Consider the following 17,948-nt stretch of genomic DNA (forward strand, 5'->3'; position numbering starts at 1 on the left):
GGCAGACCTGTTCCACGGCCACATCGGCGGCGTAGACGTCATCGCCAAGGCCCTGATCCGCGCCGAAGCGATCATCAACGATGGCCGCATCGATGCCTTCCGCGCTGAACGCTACGCCGGGTGGAACGGCGATCTGGGCCAGACCATCGCCAAGTCCAGCCTCGCCGAAATCGCCGATCTGGCCGTCGCACAGGACTTGCGCCCCGCACCAGTATCAGGCCGTCAGGAATGGCTTGAAAACATGATGAACCGCTTCTGATCCACGTGGTCCGGGCGGTTGTCCCGCCCGGCCACCTCCCCCCAATCTCGTCATGCTGAACTTGTTTCAGCATCCATCTCTCGACACAAACCGCAGTGCGCGCGGATAGATGGACCCCGGATCCAGTCCGGGGTGACGAAGAACGGGGCAAGGCTTTCGCCCTGCCACTGGCAAGGGCGCGAGTCTCTCGCTAGACCGGCAAGCCATGACCGAACCCCGATCCCGCAGGCGCCAGTCTGGCCGACCGACCGTGAGCGATGTGGCGCGCCTCGCCAATTGCTCCACCATGACGGTCAGCCGCGTGATCAACGGCGGCAACGGCGTGCGCGCAGAAACCCGCCTTGCGGTTGAAGCCGCCATCCGCGAACTGGACTATGCACCAAACCGCGCCGCGCGCAGTCTCGCCGGAGCATCGCAGCTGCGCGTGGCGCTGCTCTATGCCAACCCGTCGTCGGCCTATCTCAGCGAGTTGTTGATCGGCTGCATCGATGCCGCCAGCCGGCTTGACGCGCATCTGGTCGTGGAGCGCTGCGATCCCGCGGGCGATCCGGCGCAGATGATCGCGCGGCTGACGGGCGCAATGGTCGATGGCTTCCTGCTGCCCCCGCCCCTGTGCGATGATTCCGCGCTGCTCTCGCGCCTCACCTGTGCCGAACTGCCCTGCGTGCTGATCGGTCCGGGCCATCAAACGCAGGACGGCCCCGGCGCGGTGATGATCGATGACCAGCGCGCCGCGCAGGACATGACGCGCCACATCCTCGCGCTAGGCCACCGCCGTATCGGCTTCATCATCGGCGATCCCGGCCAGTCCGCCAGCGCGCTGCGCCTCGCAGGCTATCGCGCCGCCCTGAACGAGGCGAGCGTTGCGGTCGACGAAACGCTGATCCGCCAAGGCCAGTTCACCTACCGCTCGGGCCTCGATGCCGCGATGGACCTGCTGGCCCTGCCCCAACGCCCCACGGCCATCTTCGCGTCGAACGACGATATGGCCGCAGGCTGCATCGCGGCTGCCCACCGCAGCGGGCTTGATGTGCCGCGCAATCTCACCGTCTGCGGGTTTGACGATACCGCGCTTGCCTCCACCATATCGCCCGAACTCACCACGATCCGCCAGCCCATCCGCCTGATGGCCGAAGCCGCGCTCGACCTGCTGGTGCAAGACATTCGCGGCGGGCGCACCGGCGATGGCTGCGGCACGCTCGACTACGAACTGATCCCCCGCGAATCCGAAGCGCGCTTGCTTTAGGCCACCGCCGCCAGCGCCTCCCTGCCCCGGATCACATCGGCAATCTTCTCGGCAATCATGATTGTCGGCGCATTGGTGTTGCCGCCGATCAGCAGCGGAATGACCGAGGCATCGACCACCCGCAGGCCCTCCAGCCCGATCACCTTGCAGTCCTTGTCCACCACCGCCATCGGATCACTGGTCAAACCCATCTTCGCGGTGCCGACGGGGTGATAGATCGTCTCCCCCTTCGCCCGCACCCATGCGTCGATCTCGTCGTCGCGCTGCACTGCCGCGCCCGGCCAGATTTCCTCGCCGCGATAGGGGGCAAGCGCATCCTGCCCCGCCACGTGCCGTGCCATGCGGATGCCCTCGCGCACCACGCGCCGGTCCTCCTCCGTGCCCATGAAGTTGGTCAGGATCGATGGATCGGCATAAGGATCGGCACTGGCCAGCCCCACCCTGCCCCGGCTTTCGGGCCGCAACTGGCACACGTGCAGCGTAAAACCATCACGCTTCACCTGAACCTTCGCATGCTCCTGCATGATGGCGATAACGAAGTGAACCTGCACATCGGGCCGGTCCAGATCGGGCCGCGATTTGAGGAAGGCGCCAGCCTCCAGCCCGTTCTGCCGCCCGGTGCCCTTCCCGGTCAGCATATATTGGAGCCCCACCTTCAGCTGCCGCAACCCCCTGATTTCATTGTAGAGCGATATCGGCTGCGTGCAGGCCCAGTTGAGCGTCACGTCCAGATGGTCCTGCAAATTCTCGCCCACGCCCTTCAGCGCGTGGACCGGCGCAATCCCGTGCGCCTTCAGTTTCTCCGGGTCACCGATGCCTGAAAGCTGGAGGATTTGCGGAGACTGGAACGCCCCTGCGCACAGCAGCACTTCACGCCCCGCCCGCACGCTCTGCACCGGTTTGCCCTGCCCGAGGCTATATTCCACCCCTACCGCACGCCCATTCACCACCACAATGCGATGCACCCGCGCCCCGGTGACCACGCTAAGGTTGCGCCGCGTCCCCACAATTGGCGTCAGGTATCCACGCGCCGCACTCCAGCGCTGCCCATCGTTGATGGTGAGTTGGTATCGCCCAAAGCCTTCCTGATCCGCGCCGTTGAAATCGGGTGTCACCTTGTGCCCGGCTTGCTGCCCCGCCTTGATGATCCCGCGATAAAGCGGATGGTCCGATTGCTCCCCCCAATTGACCTTCAGCGGCCCGCCCGCGCCGTGAAACTCGGACTTGCCGCCGCCGTAATCCTCAGCCTTGCGGAAATAGGGCAGCACATCGCCATAGGACCACCCCTCCAGCCCCATCTGCCGCCACTGGTCATAATCGCGCGCATGGCCCCGGATATAGACCATGCCGTTGATGGCAGACGATCCGCCCAGCCCGCGACCACGCGGATGCCACATGCGGCGACCGTCCATGTGCGGTTCCGGCTCGGACCAGAAGCCCCAGTTGTGCTTGCTCTTCTGCTTGATCAGCGTGCCCACGCCCGCCGGCATCCGCACCAGCACCGACGTATTTTTGCCGCCCGCTTCCAGCAGCAGCACGCGCACTTGCGGATCTTCCGAAAGCCGCGCCGCCAGCACCGCGCCTGCGCTACCTGCCCCGATCACGATAAAATCGAACGCGTCTTGTGCCATGCGCAGCCCCATCCCGATGGTGCGTCCCGAATCCGTCACACCTTATTGACATAGGGGTAATTAATCGCGCGATTAATGGCAAGCCGGACTGCACCGGCAACGCGCACCTGCCCCGAATGCCGTAAAAAAGGATGTGATACTCGTCACATGGTCGAAACATTGCCGCCCTATCCGCCCTGCATCACAACAGGTGGGTCCAATGAAAAAGACATTTCTTCTCGGTTCAGCGCTAACATCGTCGCTGCTTTTCTCGGGCAATGCTTTCGCACAACAAGCAACAGCGCCCGCCGCTGAAGAACAAAGCCCCGACACTATTGTTGTCACCGCGCAGAAGTTTGAACAGAAACTGGTCGACGTTCCCATCACCATTTCCGCCGTCACCGGTGATCGCATCCGCGAACTCGGCGTTTCAGACCTTGATGAACTGTCCGCCTACGTCCCTGGCCTCAACATTCAGGAACAGAGCGCCAACAATCCCGGCGTCGTGATCCGCGGCATTACATCGGATTCCGGCTCGGCCCAGCAGGGTCCGCGCGTCACGCTTTACTACAACGGCGTCGACATCTCGCGTTCGCGCGGATCGTATCAGGCGATCTATGATCTTGAGCGCGTCGAGGTCATCAAAGGCCCGCAGGCCACGCTGTTCGGCACGGCCTCTGCCGTCGGCGCGATCAGCCTTGTTTCGGCCCGCCCGCAGGAAGGCTTTTCCGCCAGCGTGACCGGCGGCATCGGCAACTACAGCCAGACCCTGCTCAGCGGCTATGTCAACGCCGGGTCAGACACCATCGCCGCCCGCCTCGCCTTCGAATGGCGCACGCGCGACGGTTATGTTGAAAACCTCGCTGTCAGCCAGGAAGAAGACCTTTACGCACAGGACCAGCTCGGCCTGCGCGCATCGATCCGCTGGAAGCCTTCGGACCGCGTGACCGTGGACCTGATCGGCACGTATGACCGTCAGCGCAATGGCGGAACGCCTTTCGTCTCGGGCACGTATGCCACTGTCAGCGGCCCCGCCAATCCGTTCGGCGATGCCAACCTTGGCGGCTCGCCGCTCTCCGCCTCGGTGCTCGGCAATTCGCAGCTTGGCCTCAACCGCGATGTCTATGACGCGAACCTGACCGTCGCTGCCGAACTGACCGACGAAATCACGTTCACCACCGTCAACGGCTACCGCGAATTTGACAGCCGCGAAGTGTTCGATGCCGATGGCAGCGCCGCGTGGTATCTCGAATTTGCTGAAAACGCCAAGGGCTGGCAGGCCAGCCATGAAGGCCGCTTCAGCTATATGTCCGATACCATCCGCGCTTCGGCAGGCTGGAACGTGTTCAAGGAAGACGGCACGCAGGCCGTGCCCTTCAGCTCTGAAGAAGGCACGTTCCTGCAGTGCGCCGCCAACATCATCCCCGGCCTTGGCTGCGTAAACTCGGCTGGCGTGGTCACCGCCGCACAGGCCACCGCCCTCGCCACTCGCGGGGCACTCACGCAGGTTCCCTATTCGTCGGAATTCATCAACGGTGGTGAGAACACTGCATACTCGGTGTTCGCCGATGCCACGTGGATTCCCACCCCGGCCATCGAAGTCACCGTGGGCGCGCGTTATGTCTGGGAAGACCGCACTTCAACCTTTTTCGCCCGCGTCCCGCGCCCGGTGCTGAACCCCGCCGCCACGTCGCTGGTCCCGGGCCAGATCGATACCGGCGGCCAGACCTTTACCGCCAGCGGCAAATCCAACGCCTTCCTGCCGCGCTTCAACGTGCTCTACCGTCTGGGTGACCGCACCAATGTGTTCGCCACCGTATCGAAGGGCCGCCGCTCGCCCGTGGTGCAGCTTGGTGCCACCCGCGTAAACGGCGCGCCGCAGCCCAACATCCAGTCCGTGCCCGAAGAAAAGGTGTGGAACTACGAAGTGGGCCTCAAGGGCGCAGCAGGCCCGGTTTCCGGCTCCATCGGCGTCTATTACCAGAAGTACGATGGCTTCCAGGTCAGCGTCCAGCAGGCCAACGGCACCACCGTGACGCAAAGTGCGGGCACCGCCAGCAACTTCGGGGTGGAGGCAGAACTGGCCATCAAGGCTTCGGACTGGCTGCAACTGTTCGGCAACGTCGGCTTCATCGATGGCGGGATTGACGAAGACAACACCTTCGCCCCCACCTTCTCGGGCGCACGTTTCCGTCTTCAGCCCGAATGGCAGGCCGCGGGCGGCTTTACCATCAACACCCCGGTGGCAGATGGTGTACGCTTCTTCATCACGCCCACCGTCACGCACCGCAGCAAGATCTTCTTCGAACTGCCCAACCGCGATCTGCTTTCCCAGAAAGCGGTAACGCTGGTCAACGTGCGCGGCGGCGTATCGTTTGCCGATGGCATGTATGAAATCTCGGCCTTCATGCGCAATGTGACCGACAAGGACTACTTGCTCGATGCCGGCAACACCGGCGGCGCGTTCGGCATTCCCACCTTCATCCCCGCCGAACCGCGCATGTTCGGCGCTGCACTCACCGCGCGCTTCTGATAGCCTGACCGCACAGCAAAGGACGCCAGACCGATGACACTCGCAATCAACCGCCGCAGCCTGCTCACCGCAATGGGCGCGGGCACCGGCATCGGTCTGGCTCCTGCCGCAATGGCAGCGCCTGCGCTCAAGACTGCCACCTTCAACCACGGCGTTGCCAGCGGCGACCCATCGGCAAACGGCGCAGTCTTGTGGACCCGCGCCACCGTGGCTGAGGACGCAACGGGTGACGTTCCGCTCAAGTGGCACGTTGCCGCCAGCGCTGAAGGCAAGCCGCTGAAATCCGGCAAGATCACCGCCACCGCCGCTGCCGATCACACTGCCAAACTGGAAGTCGAAGGCCTGAAGCCTGCCACCGATTACTGGTACTGGTTCAGCACGAAGGATGGCACCACATCACCCAAGGGCCGCTTCCGCACGCTGCCGGTGGGCAAGACCGACAAAGTGGTCATCGCGCTTGCCTCGTGCCAGCTCTACCCCGGCGGCTTCTTCAACGCCTATGCCGATATGGCCGCGCAGGAACGGCTCGACGCGGTGCTGCATCTGGGTGACTACATCTACGAATATGGCGCGGCAGGTTATGGCACGGACATCGGCAAGAAAATCGGCCGCCTGCCCGATCCCGCGCACGAAATCGTGACGCTGGACGATTACCGCCGCCGCCACGCACAGGCCAAGGCGGACCCGCAGCTTCAGGCCGCCCACGCCCGCGCCGCCTTCATCTGCGTGTGGGACGATCACGAAACCGCCAACGATGCATGGATCGGCGGCGCAGAAAACCACGATCCGGCCAAGGAAGGCGATTGGCGCGCGCGCAAGGCCGCCGCTCTGCAAGCCTATTTCGAATGGATGCCCATTCGCGCACCCAAGACCGGGAGCGATCCGGCTGCCATCTATCGCAGCTTCGAATTCGGCGATCTGGCCACGCTGGCAATGGTCGAAACCCGGCTCCTCGGCCGGTCAGAACAGATCGCCAGCAAGGGCGCTGCGCCCGATGCCGCACAAGTTGCCGCAATGCTCGCCGCCCGCAACGATCCCTCGCGTGAAATGCTGGGCGCAGCGCAGATGCAGTGGCTTGAAAGCCTGTTCGCAGCCTCGGTAAAGGCGTCCAAGCCTTGGCAATTGCTCGGCAATCAGGTGGTCATGGCGCGCGTGCCGGGGCCGGACCTGAAGCTGGCTCTGGGCGATGAAAAGTTCGAAGCCATGCTGGCCAAAATGCCGGAAGCCTATCGCGGCATGATTGCCCAATCGCAGGCCGCATTCAAAGCCGGCATGCCCTTCAACATGGACGCATGGGACGGCTACCCCCCTGCCCGCGAACGCCTCTATGCCATGCTGCGCAAGATCGGCGCAAACCCCCTCGCCTTCGCCGGAGACAGCCACGCCGCCTGGGCGAACGATCTGCATGACGACAGCGGCACCCGCGTCGGCGCTGAATTTGGCGCAACCGCCATCACCAGCCCGTCCTACGGCTCGCTGCTCCCCGGACTTGGCAAGATCATCGCCGCGCAAAGCCCCGAAGTCGCCTTCTGCGATCAGGACACCAAGGGCTACACGATGGTCACCATCACGCCGGACGCTGCGGTGGCCGATTTCGTCACCGTCTCAACGGTTTACACCCCGCAGTTCACACGCGGCGTGGCGGCACGATACGAAGCGCGCAAGGGTGCGGCGCTGAAGGCTCTTTCCTGAAATCTCAATGGGGACGGATCAGGCGCGGCCAAAAAGCCTACGCTGAAGCAAGTTTGAAAGATCACGGCGACTGTCGGCAACCATCACGACAGTCGCCACGTCATCTGACAGAAGATAGATGATGCGATAGGGCCGTAAGGAAATTTGCCGCCAGCCCGGTTCGGCCATATCCCGCAATTCCGGGACATTCGGTCCACTTTCCGGAAAGCGGACAATCCGTTCCATCGCCGCAAGCAGGCTGTCCAGCAAGGCCTCAGCCCCATCCTCGCCATCCGGGCCGCGTAGTTCGAGGCGTTTGTTGTAGATGCCGAACAAATCATGTTCCGCATCTTCCGAAATCGTAACGCGAACCACGAAGTCAGGCCTCCACGCTACCCGACGCCCGCCGCGCTCTCGCCCTGATCCTGTCCCCAAGACCTTCCAGCGGCTTTACCCTGCCCGCCGCAATGTCTTCCTTAGCCAGCGCCAGCAGCTTCAATAGTGCCAGCGTATCCTGCGTCTGGTAATAATCCGCAGCATCCTGCAAAACGGCCTTGGCTTCACCGTTTTGCGTGATGATCAGCGGCGGCGCGCCTTCGTTCAACTCGCGCAGCACTTCGGCGCTGTTCGCCTTTACATAGCTGATCGGCTTGATGCGGCTTTCAAGGCCCATGACACCCTCCATCGGAATTCAGACCGAATATAGCCTCTATCCGCCAATATGCCACCCCTCACCTCTACATGATTCGGACGCAGTGGCTTTACAGGCAACACAACATCTGGCGCGCTGAACCCCATCACCCACCACATGCAGTGCACCAAACAATAGCACGCCCGCAATTGCGCAATTGAAGGAAATCCGTTATCCACAACACGGAATACCTTCAAAAAGGCGCGCGATGTCTGATCAGAATTCAATAGTCAGCCAGATCGGCGATCTTGCCTCAGCGGGCGAGAAAATGATCGAGCGTCTGCGCCGCAAGGCCTTTCTGCCAGACAGTCGCAAGGGACTCAATGTCCGCATCGGCATTGCCGAGGCTGCCCAGCTGCTCGGCTGCTCCACCAACCGCATCCGCATGGCCGAAGACGATGGCCGCCTGCCCGCGCCGCCTGCGGGCGAAAACGGGCGACGGCTGGGCTATTCGATGGACGAGCTGATGCACATGCGCGAAGTGCTGGGCGCCTCCCCCGCCCGCGCGCCGGGCGATGTGCCCGCGATCATCGCGGTGCAGAACTTCAAGGGCGGCGTGGGCAAAAGCACCGTCACCACGCACCTTGCGCACTATTTCGGCGTGCAGGGATACCGCGTGCTGGTGGTCGATTGCGACAGTCAGGCGACCACCACCACGCTGTTCGGCTTCAACCCGCATTTCAACATCACGCGCGATGAAACGCTCTACCCCTACCTTTCCATCGACCCGACGCAGACTGATCTGCTCTATGCGGTCAAACGCACGCCGTGGCCCAATGTCGATCTGATCCCGTCGAACCTTGAACTGTTCGATGTGGAATATGAACTGGCCGCATCGGGCGCTGACGGCCAGTCCGTCCTTGCCGCGCGCTTCCGCAAGCTCAAGGCTGGCCTGCTCGATATGGCGCGCGATTATGACATCGTGATCCTTGATCCGCCGCCAGCATTGGGCACGATTTCGCTCGCCGTGATGCAGGCCGCCAACGCACTGCTGGTGCCTTTGGCCGCCACCACGCCCGACTTCTGCTCCACCGTGCAGTTCCTGTCGATGATGGATCAGGTGATAGCGCAACTGATCGAAGCAGGGATCGAGGTTGATTACTCCTTCGTCCGCCTGATCTGTTCCAAGTTCGATGGCGGCGATCCGTCTCACGAAATGGTCCGCACGATCATGGAGCAGACCTTCGGCCCGGCGCTGCTCCCCGTCCCCATCCTTGAAAGCGCCGAGATCAGCCACGCTGCGCTGCGGATGATGACGGTCTACGAACTTGAAAAACCGATTGGCACCCCGCGCACCCACAAACGCTGCCGCGCCAATCTGGACGAAGCGATGGGCCAGATCGAACAGCTGGTGCGCGCAGGCTGGGGCCGCGTCGCCCCGGCGCGTGAGGAGGATGTTATCCATGCGTGATGATGGCTCTTTCCTACAGCTCAATGTTCACTCTATGTTCCGCGCCGATGTGAGGGAGATGACTCATGGCGCGTAAGCAATCAGACTATCTCGCGGCGATCTTGGCAGACGAGGAAGCGGCTGAAACAAAAGCGGAAACCTCGGACAGCGGCGCAAGCGAATCGCTGAGAGAAGCAGATGCCCCCTCCCCTGCCCCGCCCCGCAATGAGCGGCTGCGCGGCACGACCTTGCTCGGCCGCGAAAGCGCGCTGGCCCGCGTGGCCAGCGGCGAAGTGCGGCAGGTAACGCAGCTTCTGCTCGATCCCGCAAAAGTGCGCGTGTGGAAAGGCAATGCCCGCTCCTACGAGCACTTGTCCGAAGAATCCTGCCGCGAACTGATCGATTCGATCATTGCCGAAGGGGGGCAGAAAGTGCCCGCCGTGGTGCGCCGGATTGATGGCGACCCGGACCATGACTACGAAGTGATTGCGGGCACGCGGCGGCACTGGTCCGTTTCGTGGCTGCGCGCCAATTCCTATCCGCAGATGCAGTTCGTGGCGCAAGTCGCCCAGCTTGACGATGAGGCCGCATTCCGCCTCGCCGATCTGGAAAACCGGGCACGCAAGGACGTGTCGGACCTTGAACGCGCGCGCAACTATGCGCAGGCTTTGCGCGATCACTATGGCAGCCACCTGACCCGCATGGCCGACCGGCTCAAGCTGTCAAAGGGCTGGCTATCAAAAATGATCAAGGTGGCAAGCCTGCCCGATCAGGTGCTGGCCGCATTTGCGAGTCCCGCAGACGTGCAGTTGAAGCCCGCCTACCCGCTGGCACAGGCGCTTGATGATCGCAGTGCGGCACCGGCCATCTTGCGTGAGGCCAAAGCGCTGGCCCGCCTGCAACAGGAACGCCGCAACGAAGGCGATCCGGCGATCCCGGCAAACGAGGTTATCGCTCGCCTGCTCGCCGCGCCCGAAAGCAACACCGAGCGCACCGGCGGCCCGGTAACCTACAACAGCGATTTTGACCGCCCTGCCCTCACGATCCAGTCGGTCAACCGGCAGGGCGTGACTTTGCGGCTCCATTCGGGTTCGGGGATGAGCCTTGAAGAAATGGTCGAACTGGCGCGGTGCGTTCTGGTCGATCTGGAAATCGAAGGCCGGGGCCTGCACCGCTGATGTTTCAAGGCGCGCGACTTGCTTTTCATGAGAGTGTTTCCCCGGGGAAACACCGTTTGGGCCTTTGCGCGCTGACATCCCATTTGACACGTCGAGGTTCTCAGGCCGGCGCACCAAAGTGTTTCCCCGGGGAAACACTCAGCACAAGACTGGCGCGCCTGCTTCTAACTACCCCCTCTTGGCCCGGATCGTTTGACTTCCCAGAACGCTCCTTATGCGTGTTTCCCCGGGGAAACACGCGATGAACCGCCCCCGCTCTGCCCCAACCGACAGCGGTCAGTTCGACCTGTTCCTGCCTTATGTCGCGGACATGCCGCTGCGCGATCAGCGCGAAATGATGGAGCGGCCGTTCTTCAGCCTTGCCAAGTCCAAGCGGGTAAAGCCGATCGACTATACGTCGCCCGATGGCAAATTGTGGGTCCATGTGTCGGCCAGCCCGGAATATGGGATGGCCACGATCTGGGATGCGGACATCCTGATCTATTGCGCCAGTGTGCTGGCTGACATGGCGCGCCGCGGTGTGAACGACGTGCCGCGCAAGCTGCATCTGATGCCCTACGATCTGTTGCGCGCCATCGGACGGCCCACCACCGGGCGCGCCTATGAACTGCTGGGGCAAGGACTGGACCGGTTGGTGGCAACCACGATCAAGACCAACATCCGTGCCGAAAACAGACGCGAGGCGACATTCTCATGGCTTGATGGCTGGACCCAGCTGGTCGATGAAAAGACTGAGCGGTCGCGCGGAATGACCATCGAGCTGTCGAACTGGTTCTGGGAAGGCGTGATGATGCAGGGCGGTGTCCTGTCCATCGACCGCGCCTATTTTGACATTACCGGCGGCCGCGAACGCTGGCTCTATCGCGTAGCGCGCAAACATTCGGGCGGGGCAGGGGAGGGGGGCTTTGCCATCTCCATGCCCGTGCTGTTCGAAAAATCGGGCGCTGAAGGCGAATATCGCCGGTTTAAGTTTGAAATCCTGAAGCTGGCCGAGAAGGACGCACTGCCCGGCTATGGCCTGTCAGTTGAAACGGCCAAGGGTGGCGAACCCATGCTGCGGATGCGGCGGATCGATGGAAAGGACGGGGCGGAGCGCGGGCTTGGTATCCACAGGCAAGCTCAGGATGACCGGGCAATTGAAGAAACATCGCCGTCCAAAACCGCTCAGCCTGAGCTTGTCGAAGGCCCCGCCAACTCCCCACTTGCCACAAAGGCAGGTGCATCGGGCGCGCACCCCGCAAAGCCTTCCAAAAGTGTTTCCCCGGGGAAACACCCCGCAGGAGAGTTCAGCGCAGCTAAGCACCCTACCGAACAGCGCATGCGGGAAGATACGATCGATGCCAGCGCGCTCATCCGCCGGACTGTTTCTGGCCTCAGCGACACCGCCACGCGCGGCTTCATGGCGGACGACACGATCCAGCACTTGCGCGAGACGTGCCCGGGTTGGGACTTGCACGCACTTCACGCAGACTTCGAGCGCTGGGTGAATGCCGATGCAGCGCGGCTTCCCGCCAATTGGCAGAAGGCGTTTATCGGATTCGTGAAGCGTCATCACGAAAAGCACGGGCACACACTGCGCCGTTAGGGCGTGCTCTGCCACCTGTTCCTGTTCGCAAAATGTCGGCCAAATGCTGAGGCGCAGGAAGCGTCCGTTCCTGATGTGTCGGGCTTACCCTAACAGCGTGGCGCCCTGATTTCGGTGGCAGCCGCTTCTCCACAGAATTTGAACCTCTATCCCGGTGATCCATGCGAAAGTGATTCAATGCCGACCGACTATCTGGCCCGTTGCACCGACCATCGATACATCGGGAACAGCGTTTCGCGCAGGTTCGACCTATCGGGAACACGCCTTCGACCTATCAGGAACGAATCGTCGGACTTTCAGGAACGCAGCTTCGACATTCCGGGAACGCCGTTTGACGCGCGACTCACGATGGCAAGGCGAGTCGGGACCGCTGGCGCAGCCCCTAACTTATCTAACCCAATCTAAAAGCCTTCTAACCTTGCCGGAAGCTTCGCTTTTGTCGGGAAAAGGGGAGAAGGGATCAGTCCTGAACAGCAATGCCCAGCTTTTGCAGCCGTGCGTCGATCTCGGCCATTTCTGCGTCGAAGCTGCTGAGGATCGCCGCGACTTCCGGGACTGTCCTAACGACGCCGGGTGGGCGACCACGTGCGGCAGAGCGCAAGCCCAGCGCAGTCGCAACATCGGGGGCGACATACGTCCGCCAGGATTCTCGGCCGGAAATTTCGGCCATCAGCCCCAGTGCAGTTGCGCGCTCCAACAGCTTGCCTGCGCCTGACACGGTGAGGCCGAGCAGCGGCGCGAGGCTGCGGGCGGCGAGGCAGGGGCGGGTGAGGGTGAGGCGGCCGAGATCAGCGAGTTTGCCGGGGCGGTGTTCAGCGGCAATGGCCGTGGCCGCGCGCCGGGTGCTTGCTTCAAGCCGGTCAAGGCGCTCCAGCCCGTCTTCAGCGCGCTTCTGCACGGCCTTGAGCAGGCGGCGCAGGAGCACCGGGCGCGGATCGGTGGCGAAGCGCTGTGACGGCTCTCCCAGCGCCATGCAGGGCAGGGCATGGCGGGTGAGGCCGAGGCGGCGCAGGGTGAGGGGGAAGGCAAGCCAAGGCGCGATGCTGCGGTCTGCGCGCGCTGAGGCATCGAGCAGGTGCAGTGCGCGGATCAGGGCCGGGGCGGTTTGCCAGCCTTCGGGAGGATCAAAAGTGAAAGGCAGGCCTTCGCTCCAGTGGCGGCCATCCGGTTCGGAGATCAATGCAAGCCAGCCATCGTAGGCGGCAAAAGGTTCATCCTCGGTGCGGGGCAGGGCGCGGCCGGGCAGGCGCAGGGCGCAGCGCTCCGCAATAATGTCGATTTCCTCGATCTGCGAAAGTTGCAGGTGCAGGCCGTGTGCATATCCTGTCCACGAGGCGCGCAACATCCATCCCGGACGCAGCGAACTCGCAGAAACGCGGGCGTCGAGCCGGGCGAGGGCGGCGCTGGCTTGCCCGAAGGCATCGGCCAGCGCGGCTGTCCACGGCAGGGCAGTGAGAGGAATAGGGGTGGCCATTATGTCCGATTATAGACTGAAACACATCATTCAGTCCACGTGCTTTGATGACCCTTGGCGCAGTGATCTGGCACCTCCGGCGGGGCCATCTCGCGTCGGCTGCACAATCCGGCTGCGCGGCAAGTTTGGTTCCGGTGATCGGGGCGGTGCTGACCAGCTTGGCGTTCGTGTCGCTGTTCACGCTGACCAAAAGTTCCAGCCCGACAATCTCGGCGGCGCTGACGTGTTTCCTGTTCTTCCTTGCGTCCACCGCGTTTTCGATGTTTTCGGTGCCCCATCTGGCGGGCGTGTTTTGCCTGGGCGCGTGCCTTGGCCCGATGCTTTTCGGCAAGGCTTATGACGCATGGGGCGGATATGACGCGGCGCTGATGTTGTCGGCTGCGGTCCTGCTTGCCGTGGTGGTGCTGATTGCCACGCTTGGTGCCTATCGCACCCAAAAGCTGGACTGAACGGGCGCGTCGCTGCAGGTCGCGCCCGCGCGGTCAGGCGGCGTCCCAGCCATTGCGGATGCAGGCGTATCCTTCGGTGTAGACTTCTTCGGGATTGGCGAAGAAATCGCGCCAGACGCGGGTAGCGGCGGCGAGTTCGGGCAGCGCTTTGCCGAAGGCTTCGATGGTCAGCCAGCCATCATAGTTGAGCGATTTGAGCGCCGCGATGGTTTCGGCAATCCTGGCATGGCCCCGGCCCGGCGTGCCTCGGTCATTTTCGCTGATATGCACGTGGTTTACGTAGCCTTTGGCAAAGGCGGTGTGCAGCGCGGCAAGCGGGTCTTTCTCTTCGATATTGGCGTGGAAGGTATCGTAGAGAATGCCAAAGCCCGGCTCGTTCAACCGGTCGAGATATGCGCTGGTCTGCTCGCAGGTGTTGAGCAGGTAGCATTCAAAGCGGTTGAGCGGTTCGAGTGCGCAAGCAAGGCCTGCATCGCGCGCCTTTTGCGCCACGGCACTGTGGACTGTGGCGCAGCGATCCAGCTCTTCATCGGTCGGGCCATTCCCGGAAAACACGCCGAGCGGCTGAAACCACGGCCCCACCAGCGCCTGCGCGCCGAGGGCATAGGCGCAATCGATCACGCGATTGAGGTGAGCGACAGCGCCAGCACGGGCTGCCGGATCAGCCGAAATCGGGCTGTGCGCTTCATCCGGGATCAGGGCAACCGATGTGCGTTCAAGCCCGAGATCATCGAGAATGCTGGCAAGCCTTTGAAAATGGCCAACGTCCGAAGGATCAAACAGCGGAATTTCAACGCCATCAAACCCGGTGTCCTTGAGCGACTTCAGGATGGCCACGTGATCGTTGGTCACGTGGCCGGTCCACAGCAGCATGTTCATGCCGATTTTCATGGGCGCGGTCAGCTTTTGTTGCGGCTACGTTCGACCAGACGAACGGCGCCGAAGATGAAGAACAACGCCACCGGGATCACCGCGATGGTCTGGAAGCTTTGTTCGCCTGCATAGGCCAGCACTTGCTGCAGTTCGGGCGAGCCAGGTTGCAGCGCGGCAAAGGCATCCTGCCCGCCCGCCTTTTCAAGCTTGGCATTGTCATAGACCGCACCGAGCCGGGGAAGGACGAAATAGATGGCCATTGCGCCTGCAAAGCCCACCAACCCTATGCCCCACGGGCCGGAGCGGGGATAGCGGCGCGATACGGCGGCCAGCATCGTGGGCCACATGAAGCACACGCCGAATGCCCATACGGTGGCCGCAACCAGCGCGGTGAACGGGGAATTGGCCACGCTGAGCAGATAAAGCCCGATGGCTGCGGGAACCGTGCATATCAGCAGCAGGCCCATGTCCGAAAAGCGATGTTCGAGCGCACCTGCAAAATGCCGCATCACGAACATGATGGCCGAGACATAGACCAGCACGAGGATGCCGGGCATGCCAACCGTACTGGACAGCGTGACATCAACCCACGCGCCGGGGGCCAGTTCGCTGGACGCGGTGAGGAACATGATCGCAAAGAACACCCAGAAGCCGGGGCGTTTGAACGGTTCGGCCATCATCTCGGCAAACGGGACACCGGCCACGCTGCTTTCAGTCTGCGGAAAGGAATGGCGCATGGCCCATAGCGCAACCAGCACGCCGGGCACGATGTTGAGCGCGACAAGCGCCTGCCACGGCAGATCGAGCGCGCGGAAGAACAGCACCGAAAGCAGCCCGCCAACAATCAGACCGGCTGGCCACCATGCATGCAATGCGTTGAGTTTGCCGGTTTTCTGATCGGGAAACAGCGTGGTGATGACCGGGTTGACCGAAGCTTCGGTTGCCCCCCAGCCAAAGCCCCACAGCACCATTCCCAAATTGAGCAGCAGGTAAGTTGCGCCGCCCGCACTACCGGCAACGAGCACCAGCACAGGCCCGGCGACAAAGCAGAAAGCGGCGAACAGGATCACCTTTTTTGCGCCGAACCGATCAAGCAGGGGGGAAATCACCAGCAGCGACATGGCAAAGCCAAGGAACGAATTGCCGAGCACCGTTCCGATCATTTCGCCCGAATGCTCAGGATCGATGGGATCGAGCAGCGCGGTCTTGATCGCGCCCGCAGCGCCTGCGCGCACCGCGTTGGCCAATGCCGCTGTGAACAGCGCCAACACGCAGATCCAATAGATCGTGGTGCGCTTCTCCGCCTCCCGCTCCATGCATTTCCCCCTTTTGCATCTGTTATCGTTGGCCGGCATGCTGCGCGGCCATGTGCATCCAAGTTGTCTAACGCTGTCTATCGGTTGCGACAAGCGAAGTTCGTGCCGCGACCCACCATATTGCGGCAGCAGGCCGGTTGCCAACGCGCCTCGCGCTCGCCTATCGCGGCACGAATGCATTGAAAGGGCAGGGCATGACGATCACTTTGCACACCGAAACCCGGGGCAACATTGGGCACATCCGGTTCGGAAAACCGCCGTTCAACTATGCCTGTCCCGAATTGCTGCGGCAGATTGCCGATGCGATCGATGCTTTTGATGCATCGGTGGAAGTGCGCTGCATTGTGCTGTCGTCCGAAGGCAAGCCGTTCTGCGGCGGGGCCGATCTGGTGGGTGACGAGGCGATTGCCGGTGAAGCGGGTATGGACGCCGTTGCCGGGCTGTATGGGCAGGCCATGCGCATTTTTCGGCGTCGCAAGCCGATGGTGGCGGCAGTGCAGGGTGCCGCAGTGGGCGCCGGGCTGGGGCTTGCGCTGGCGGCCGACTTCCGCGTGGCCGCGCCTGCTGCGCGGTTTTCGGCCAACTTTGTCCGGCTGGCGTTCCATCCAGGCTTTGCCATCAGCCACGTGTTGCCCCGTGTGATCGGAGAGCAGAAGGCCGCATGGATGCTGCTTTCAGCGGCGCGGATAAAGGCGGAGGAAGCGCTGGCTTGGGGTTTGGCCGACCGGCTGACCGGGCAGGCCGAGTTGCTGGACGGCGCGTTTGATTTTGCCGCACAGATCGCGGCGAACGCACCGCTGGCGCTTGAGGCCGTGCGGGCCACGCTGATGGCCGATACGTTGGCAGAGATCGAAGCGGTGCTGGCGCACGAACACGCCCAGCAATCGATCCTCAAACAGACCGCCGACTATGCCGAGGGCGTGGCTTCGGTGTTTGAGCGTCGGGATGCGAAGTTCGTCGGCGGTTAAGGCGTCAAGCGGCGTGAGCAGCGTGGGCAGCGGGGGCAGCGGGGGCATTGAACACGCGTTCAGCCGCCCCGGCAAGGTCCAGCACGGCAAAGACATGCTGTTCGTGGCGCAGGATGACGACAATCGAGCGGTCATTGGCCGGTACTGCGCCGCCTGCGCCACAAGCGCTGGTCAGGGCGCGCCGAAGGTCGATCACCGGGATGACTTCGCCGCGCAGTTCCAGCGCGAAATCTGGCCGGTCACGTTCTCGGTCAACTGCACCTGCTCTGTCACACCGAAAGCATATTTGACGATCCGCACGGGTTTGCCTGTAAGATCGACAATCGGGTTGTAGGTGGCCTGAATCCAGATAGCGCGGTACTCAGCGCTGCGGATATGGTCGGGCGAACAGAACATCGAATGGTGCTGGCCCACGATTTCACGCAGCGAATAGCCGGTCGAGCGCGGGAAATTGTCGTTGGCACTGATCATTTTGCCATCAAGATCGAACTCAGTTGTGGCCTGCGCCCGTTCGATGGCGCGAACCTTGGCTTCGGATTCGGCCGCACGGCGGCGCTGGTCGGTGATGTCATGCGCAAGTTGCCCCGCTGCGGCCAGCGCTTCAAGCCGCTGCTGCGTGACGTCCATCGCGACGCTGAGCCTGCGCAGGGCATCGCAATTCGTTGCAGCGTGGGTTAGCACTGCGGAGGTTGGCATTTTTCGGCA

At 62.7% G+C, this 17,948-nt stretch carries 16 protein-coding genes and 1 pseudogene; 9 read left to right on the forward strand and 8 right to left on the reverse strand.

Annotation, left to right across the window (positions count from 1 at the left end; all coding sequences use genetic code 11):
• A pseudogene (locus tag Q8R81_RS01385) lies at positions 1–259 on the forward strand (xylose isomerase); the annotation flags it as partial.
• Between the two features lie 205 nt (positions 260–464).
• On the forward strand, positions 465–1,505 hold the full coding sequence (locus tag Q8R81_RS01390; protein WP_305615439.1) for a LacI family DNA-binding transcriptional regulator: 1,041 nt from the start codon (positions 465–467) through the stop codon (positions 1,503–1,505).
• On the opposite strand, the gene Q8R81_RS01395 is transcribed toward Q8R81_RS01390, so the two are convergent.
• Complete coding sequence (locus tag Q8R81_RS01395) at positions 1,502–3,136, reverse strand: choline dehydrogenase (RefSeq protein ID WP_305615441.1); 1,635 nt, start codon at positions 3,134–3,136, stop codon at positions 1,502–1,504. The genes Q8R81_RS01390 and Q8R81_RS01395 overlap by 4 nt on opposite strands.
• 199 nt (positions 3,137–3,335) lie before the next feature.
• Between Q8R81_RS01395 and Q8R81_RS01400 the strand changes: the two genes are divergently transcribed.
• Entirely contained in the window at positions 3,336–5,648 is a 2,313-nt protein-coding gene (locus tag Q8R81_RS01400; RefSeq protein ID WP_305615443.1) for a TonB-dependent receptor, read from the forward strand.
• A 33-nt stretch (positions 5,649–5,681) separates the two neighbouring features.
• Entirely contained in the window at positions 5,682–7,340 is a 1,659-nt protein-coding gene (locus Q8R81_RS01405) for an alkaline phosphatase (protein WP_305615445.1), read from the forward strand.
• A gap of 18 nt (positions 7,341–7,358) precedes the next feature.
• On the opposite strand, the gene Q8R81_RS01410 is transcribed toward Q8R81_RS01405, so the two are convergent.
• A complete protein-coding gene (locus tag Q8R81_RS01410) occupies positions 7,359–7,694 on the reverse strand; it encodes a type II toxin-antitoxin system RelE/ParE family toxin (RefSeq protein WP_305615447.1) in 336 nt (111 codons plus the stop codon).
• 4 nt (positions 7,695–7,698) lie between these two features.
• Positions 7,699–7,992, reverse strand: a complete 294-nt coding sequence (locus Q8R81_RS01415; protein ID WP_305615448.1) for a type II toxin-antitoxin system Phd/YefM family antitoxin — start codon at positions 7,990–7,992, stop codon at positions 7,699–7,701.
• A 226-nt stretch (positions 7,993–8,218) separates the two neighbouring features.
• Here Q8R81_RS01415 and Q8R81_RS01420 point away from each other — a divergent pair, with 226 nt between their 5' ends.
• The 3 genes from Q8R81_RS01420 to Q8R81_RS01430 all read left to right on the forward strand — a co-directional run bounded on the left by Q8R81_RS01420 (position 8,219) and on the right by Q8R81_RS01430 (position 12,163).
• Positions 8,219–9,421, forward strand: a complete 1,203-nt coding sequence (locus tag Q8R81_RS01420; RefSeq protein ID WP_305615450.1) for an AAA family ATPase — start codon at positions 8,219–8,221, stop codon at positions 9,419–9,421.
• A gap of 65 nt (positions 9,422–9,486) precedes the next feature.
• Positions 9,487–10,578, forward strand: a complete 1,092-nt coding sequence (locus Q8R81_RS01425; protein ID WP_305615452.1) for a ParB/RepB/Spo0J family partition protein — start codon at positions 9,487–9,489, stop codon at positions 10,576–10,578.
• Between the two features lie 241 nt (positions 10,579–10,819).
• The gene (locus tag Q8R81_RS01430) at positions 10,820–12,163 is read left to right on the forward strand and encodes a replication initiator protein A (protein ID WP_305615454.1); all 1,344 of its coding nucleotides are present in this window, start codon (positions 10,820–10,822) and stop codon (positions 12,161–12,163) included.
• 460 nt (positions 12,164–12,623) lie between these two features.
• Here the strand turns inward: Q8R81_RS01430 and Q8R81_RS01435 are convergent, their stop codons facing one another.
• The gene (locus Q8R81_RS01435; protein WP_305615456.1) at positions 12,624–13,637 is read right to left on the reverse strand and encodes a hypothetical protein; all 1,014 of its coding nucleotides are present in this window, start codon (positions 13,635–13,637) and stop codon (positions 12,624–12,626) included.
• Positions 13,638–13,771: 134 nt separating this feature from the next.
• Here Q8R81_RS01435 and Q8R81_RS01440 point away from each other — a divergent pair, with 134 nt between their 5' ends.
• Positions 13,772–14,086, forward strand: a complete 315-nt coding sequence (locus Q8R81_RS01440; RefSeq protein ID WP_305615457.1) for a hypothetical protein — start codon at positions 13,772–13,774, stop codon at positions 14,084–14,086.
• Between the two features lie 33 nt (positions 14,087–14,119).
• Here the strand turns inward: Q8R81_RS01440 and Q8R81_RS01445 are convergent, their stop codons facing one another.
• Together Q8R81_RS01445 and Q8R81_RS01450 are read right to left on the reverse strand one after the other, a co-directional pair.
• Positions 14,120–14,965, reverse strand: a complete 846-nt coding sequence (locus tag Q8R81_RS01445; protein ID WP_305615458.1) for a sugar phosphate isomerase/epimerase — start codon at positions 14,963–14,965, stop codon at positions 14,120–14,122.
• A 20-nt stretch (positions 14,966–14,985) separates the two neighbouring features.
• Complete coding sequence (locus tag Q8R81_RS01450; RefSeq protein WP_305615459.1) at positions 14,986–16,275, reverse strand: sugar MFS transporter; 1,290 nt, start codon at positions 16,273–16,275, stop codon at positions 14,986–14,988.
• 194 nt (positions 16,276–16,469) lie between these two features.
• Between Q8R81_RS01450 and Q8R81_RS01455 the strand changes: the two genes are divergently transcribed.
• Positions 16,470–17,243, forward strand: coding sequence for an enoyl-CoA hydratase/isomerase family protein (locus tag Q8R81_RS01455; protein WP_305615460.1), 774 nt, complete (start codon positions 16,470–16,472; stop codon positions 17,241–17,243).
• 4 nt (positions 17,244–17,247) lie between these two features.
• Here the strand turns inward: Q8R81_RS01455 and Q8R81_RS01460 are convergent, their stop codons facing one another.
• Both Q8R81_RS01460 and Q8R81_RS01465 read right to left on the reverse strand, forming a co-directional pair.
• Positions 17,248–17,439: a hypothetical protein gene (locus tag Q8R81_RS01460; RefSeq protein WP_305615462.1), complete on the reverse strand. Its 192-nt coding sequence runs from the start codon at positions 17,437–17,439 to the stop codon at positions 17,248–17,250.
• Positions 17,436–17,939 carry a PAS domain-containing protein gene (locus tag Q8R81_RS01465; protein ID WP_305615464.1) on the reverse strand — a complete coding sequence of 168 codons (504 nt, stop codon included), beginning with the start codon at positions 17,937–17,939 and terminating at the stop codon, positions 17,436–17,438. Before Q8R81_RS01465 ends, Q8R81_RS01460 begins: the two co-directional genes overlap by 4 nt.
• Positions 17,940–17,948: the final 9 nt, after the last annotated feature.

This window comes from Novosphingobium sp. (assembly GCF_030696665.1).
Taxonomy (GTDB): domain Bacteria; phylum Pseudomonadota; class Alphaproteobacteria; order Sphingomonadales; family Sphingomonadaceae; genus Novosphingobium.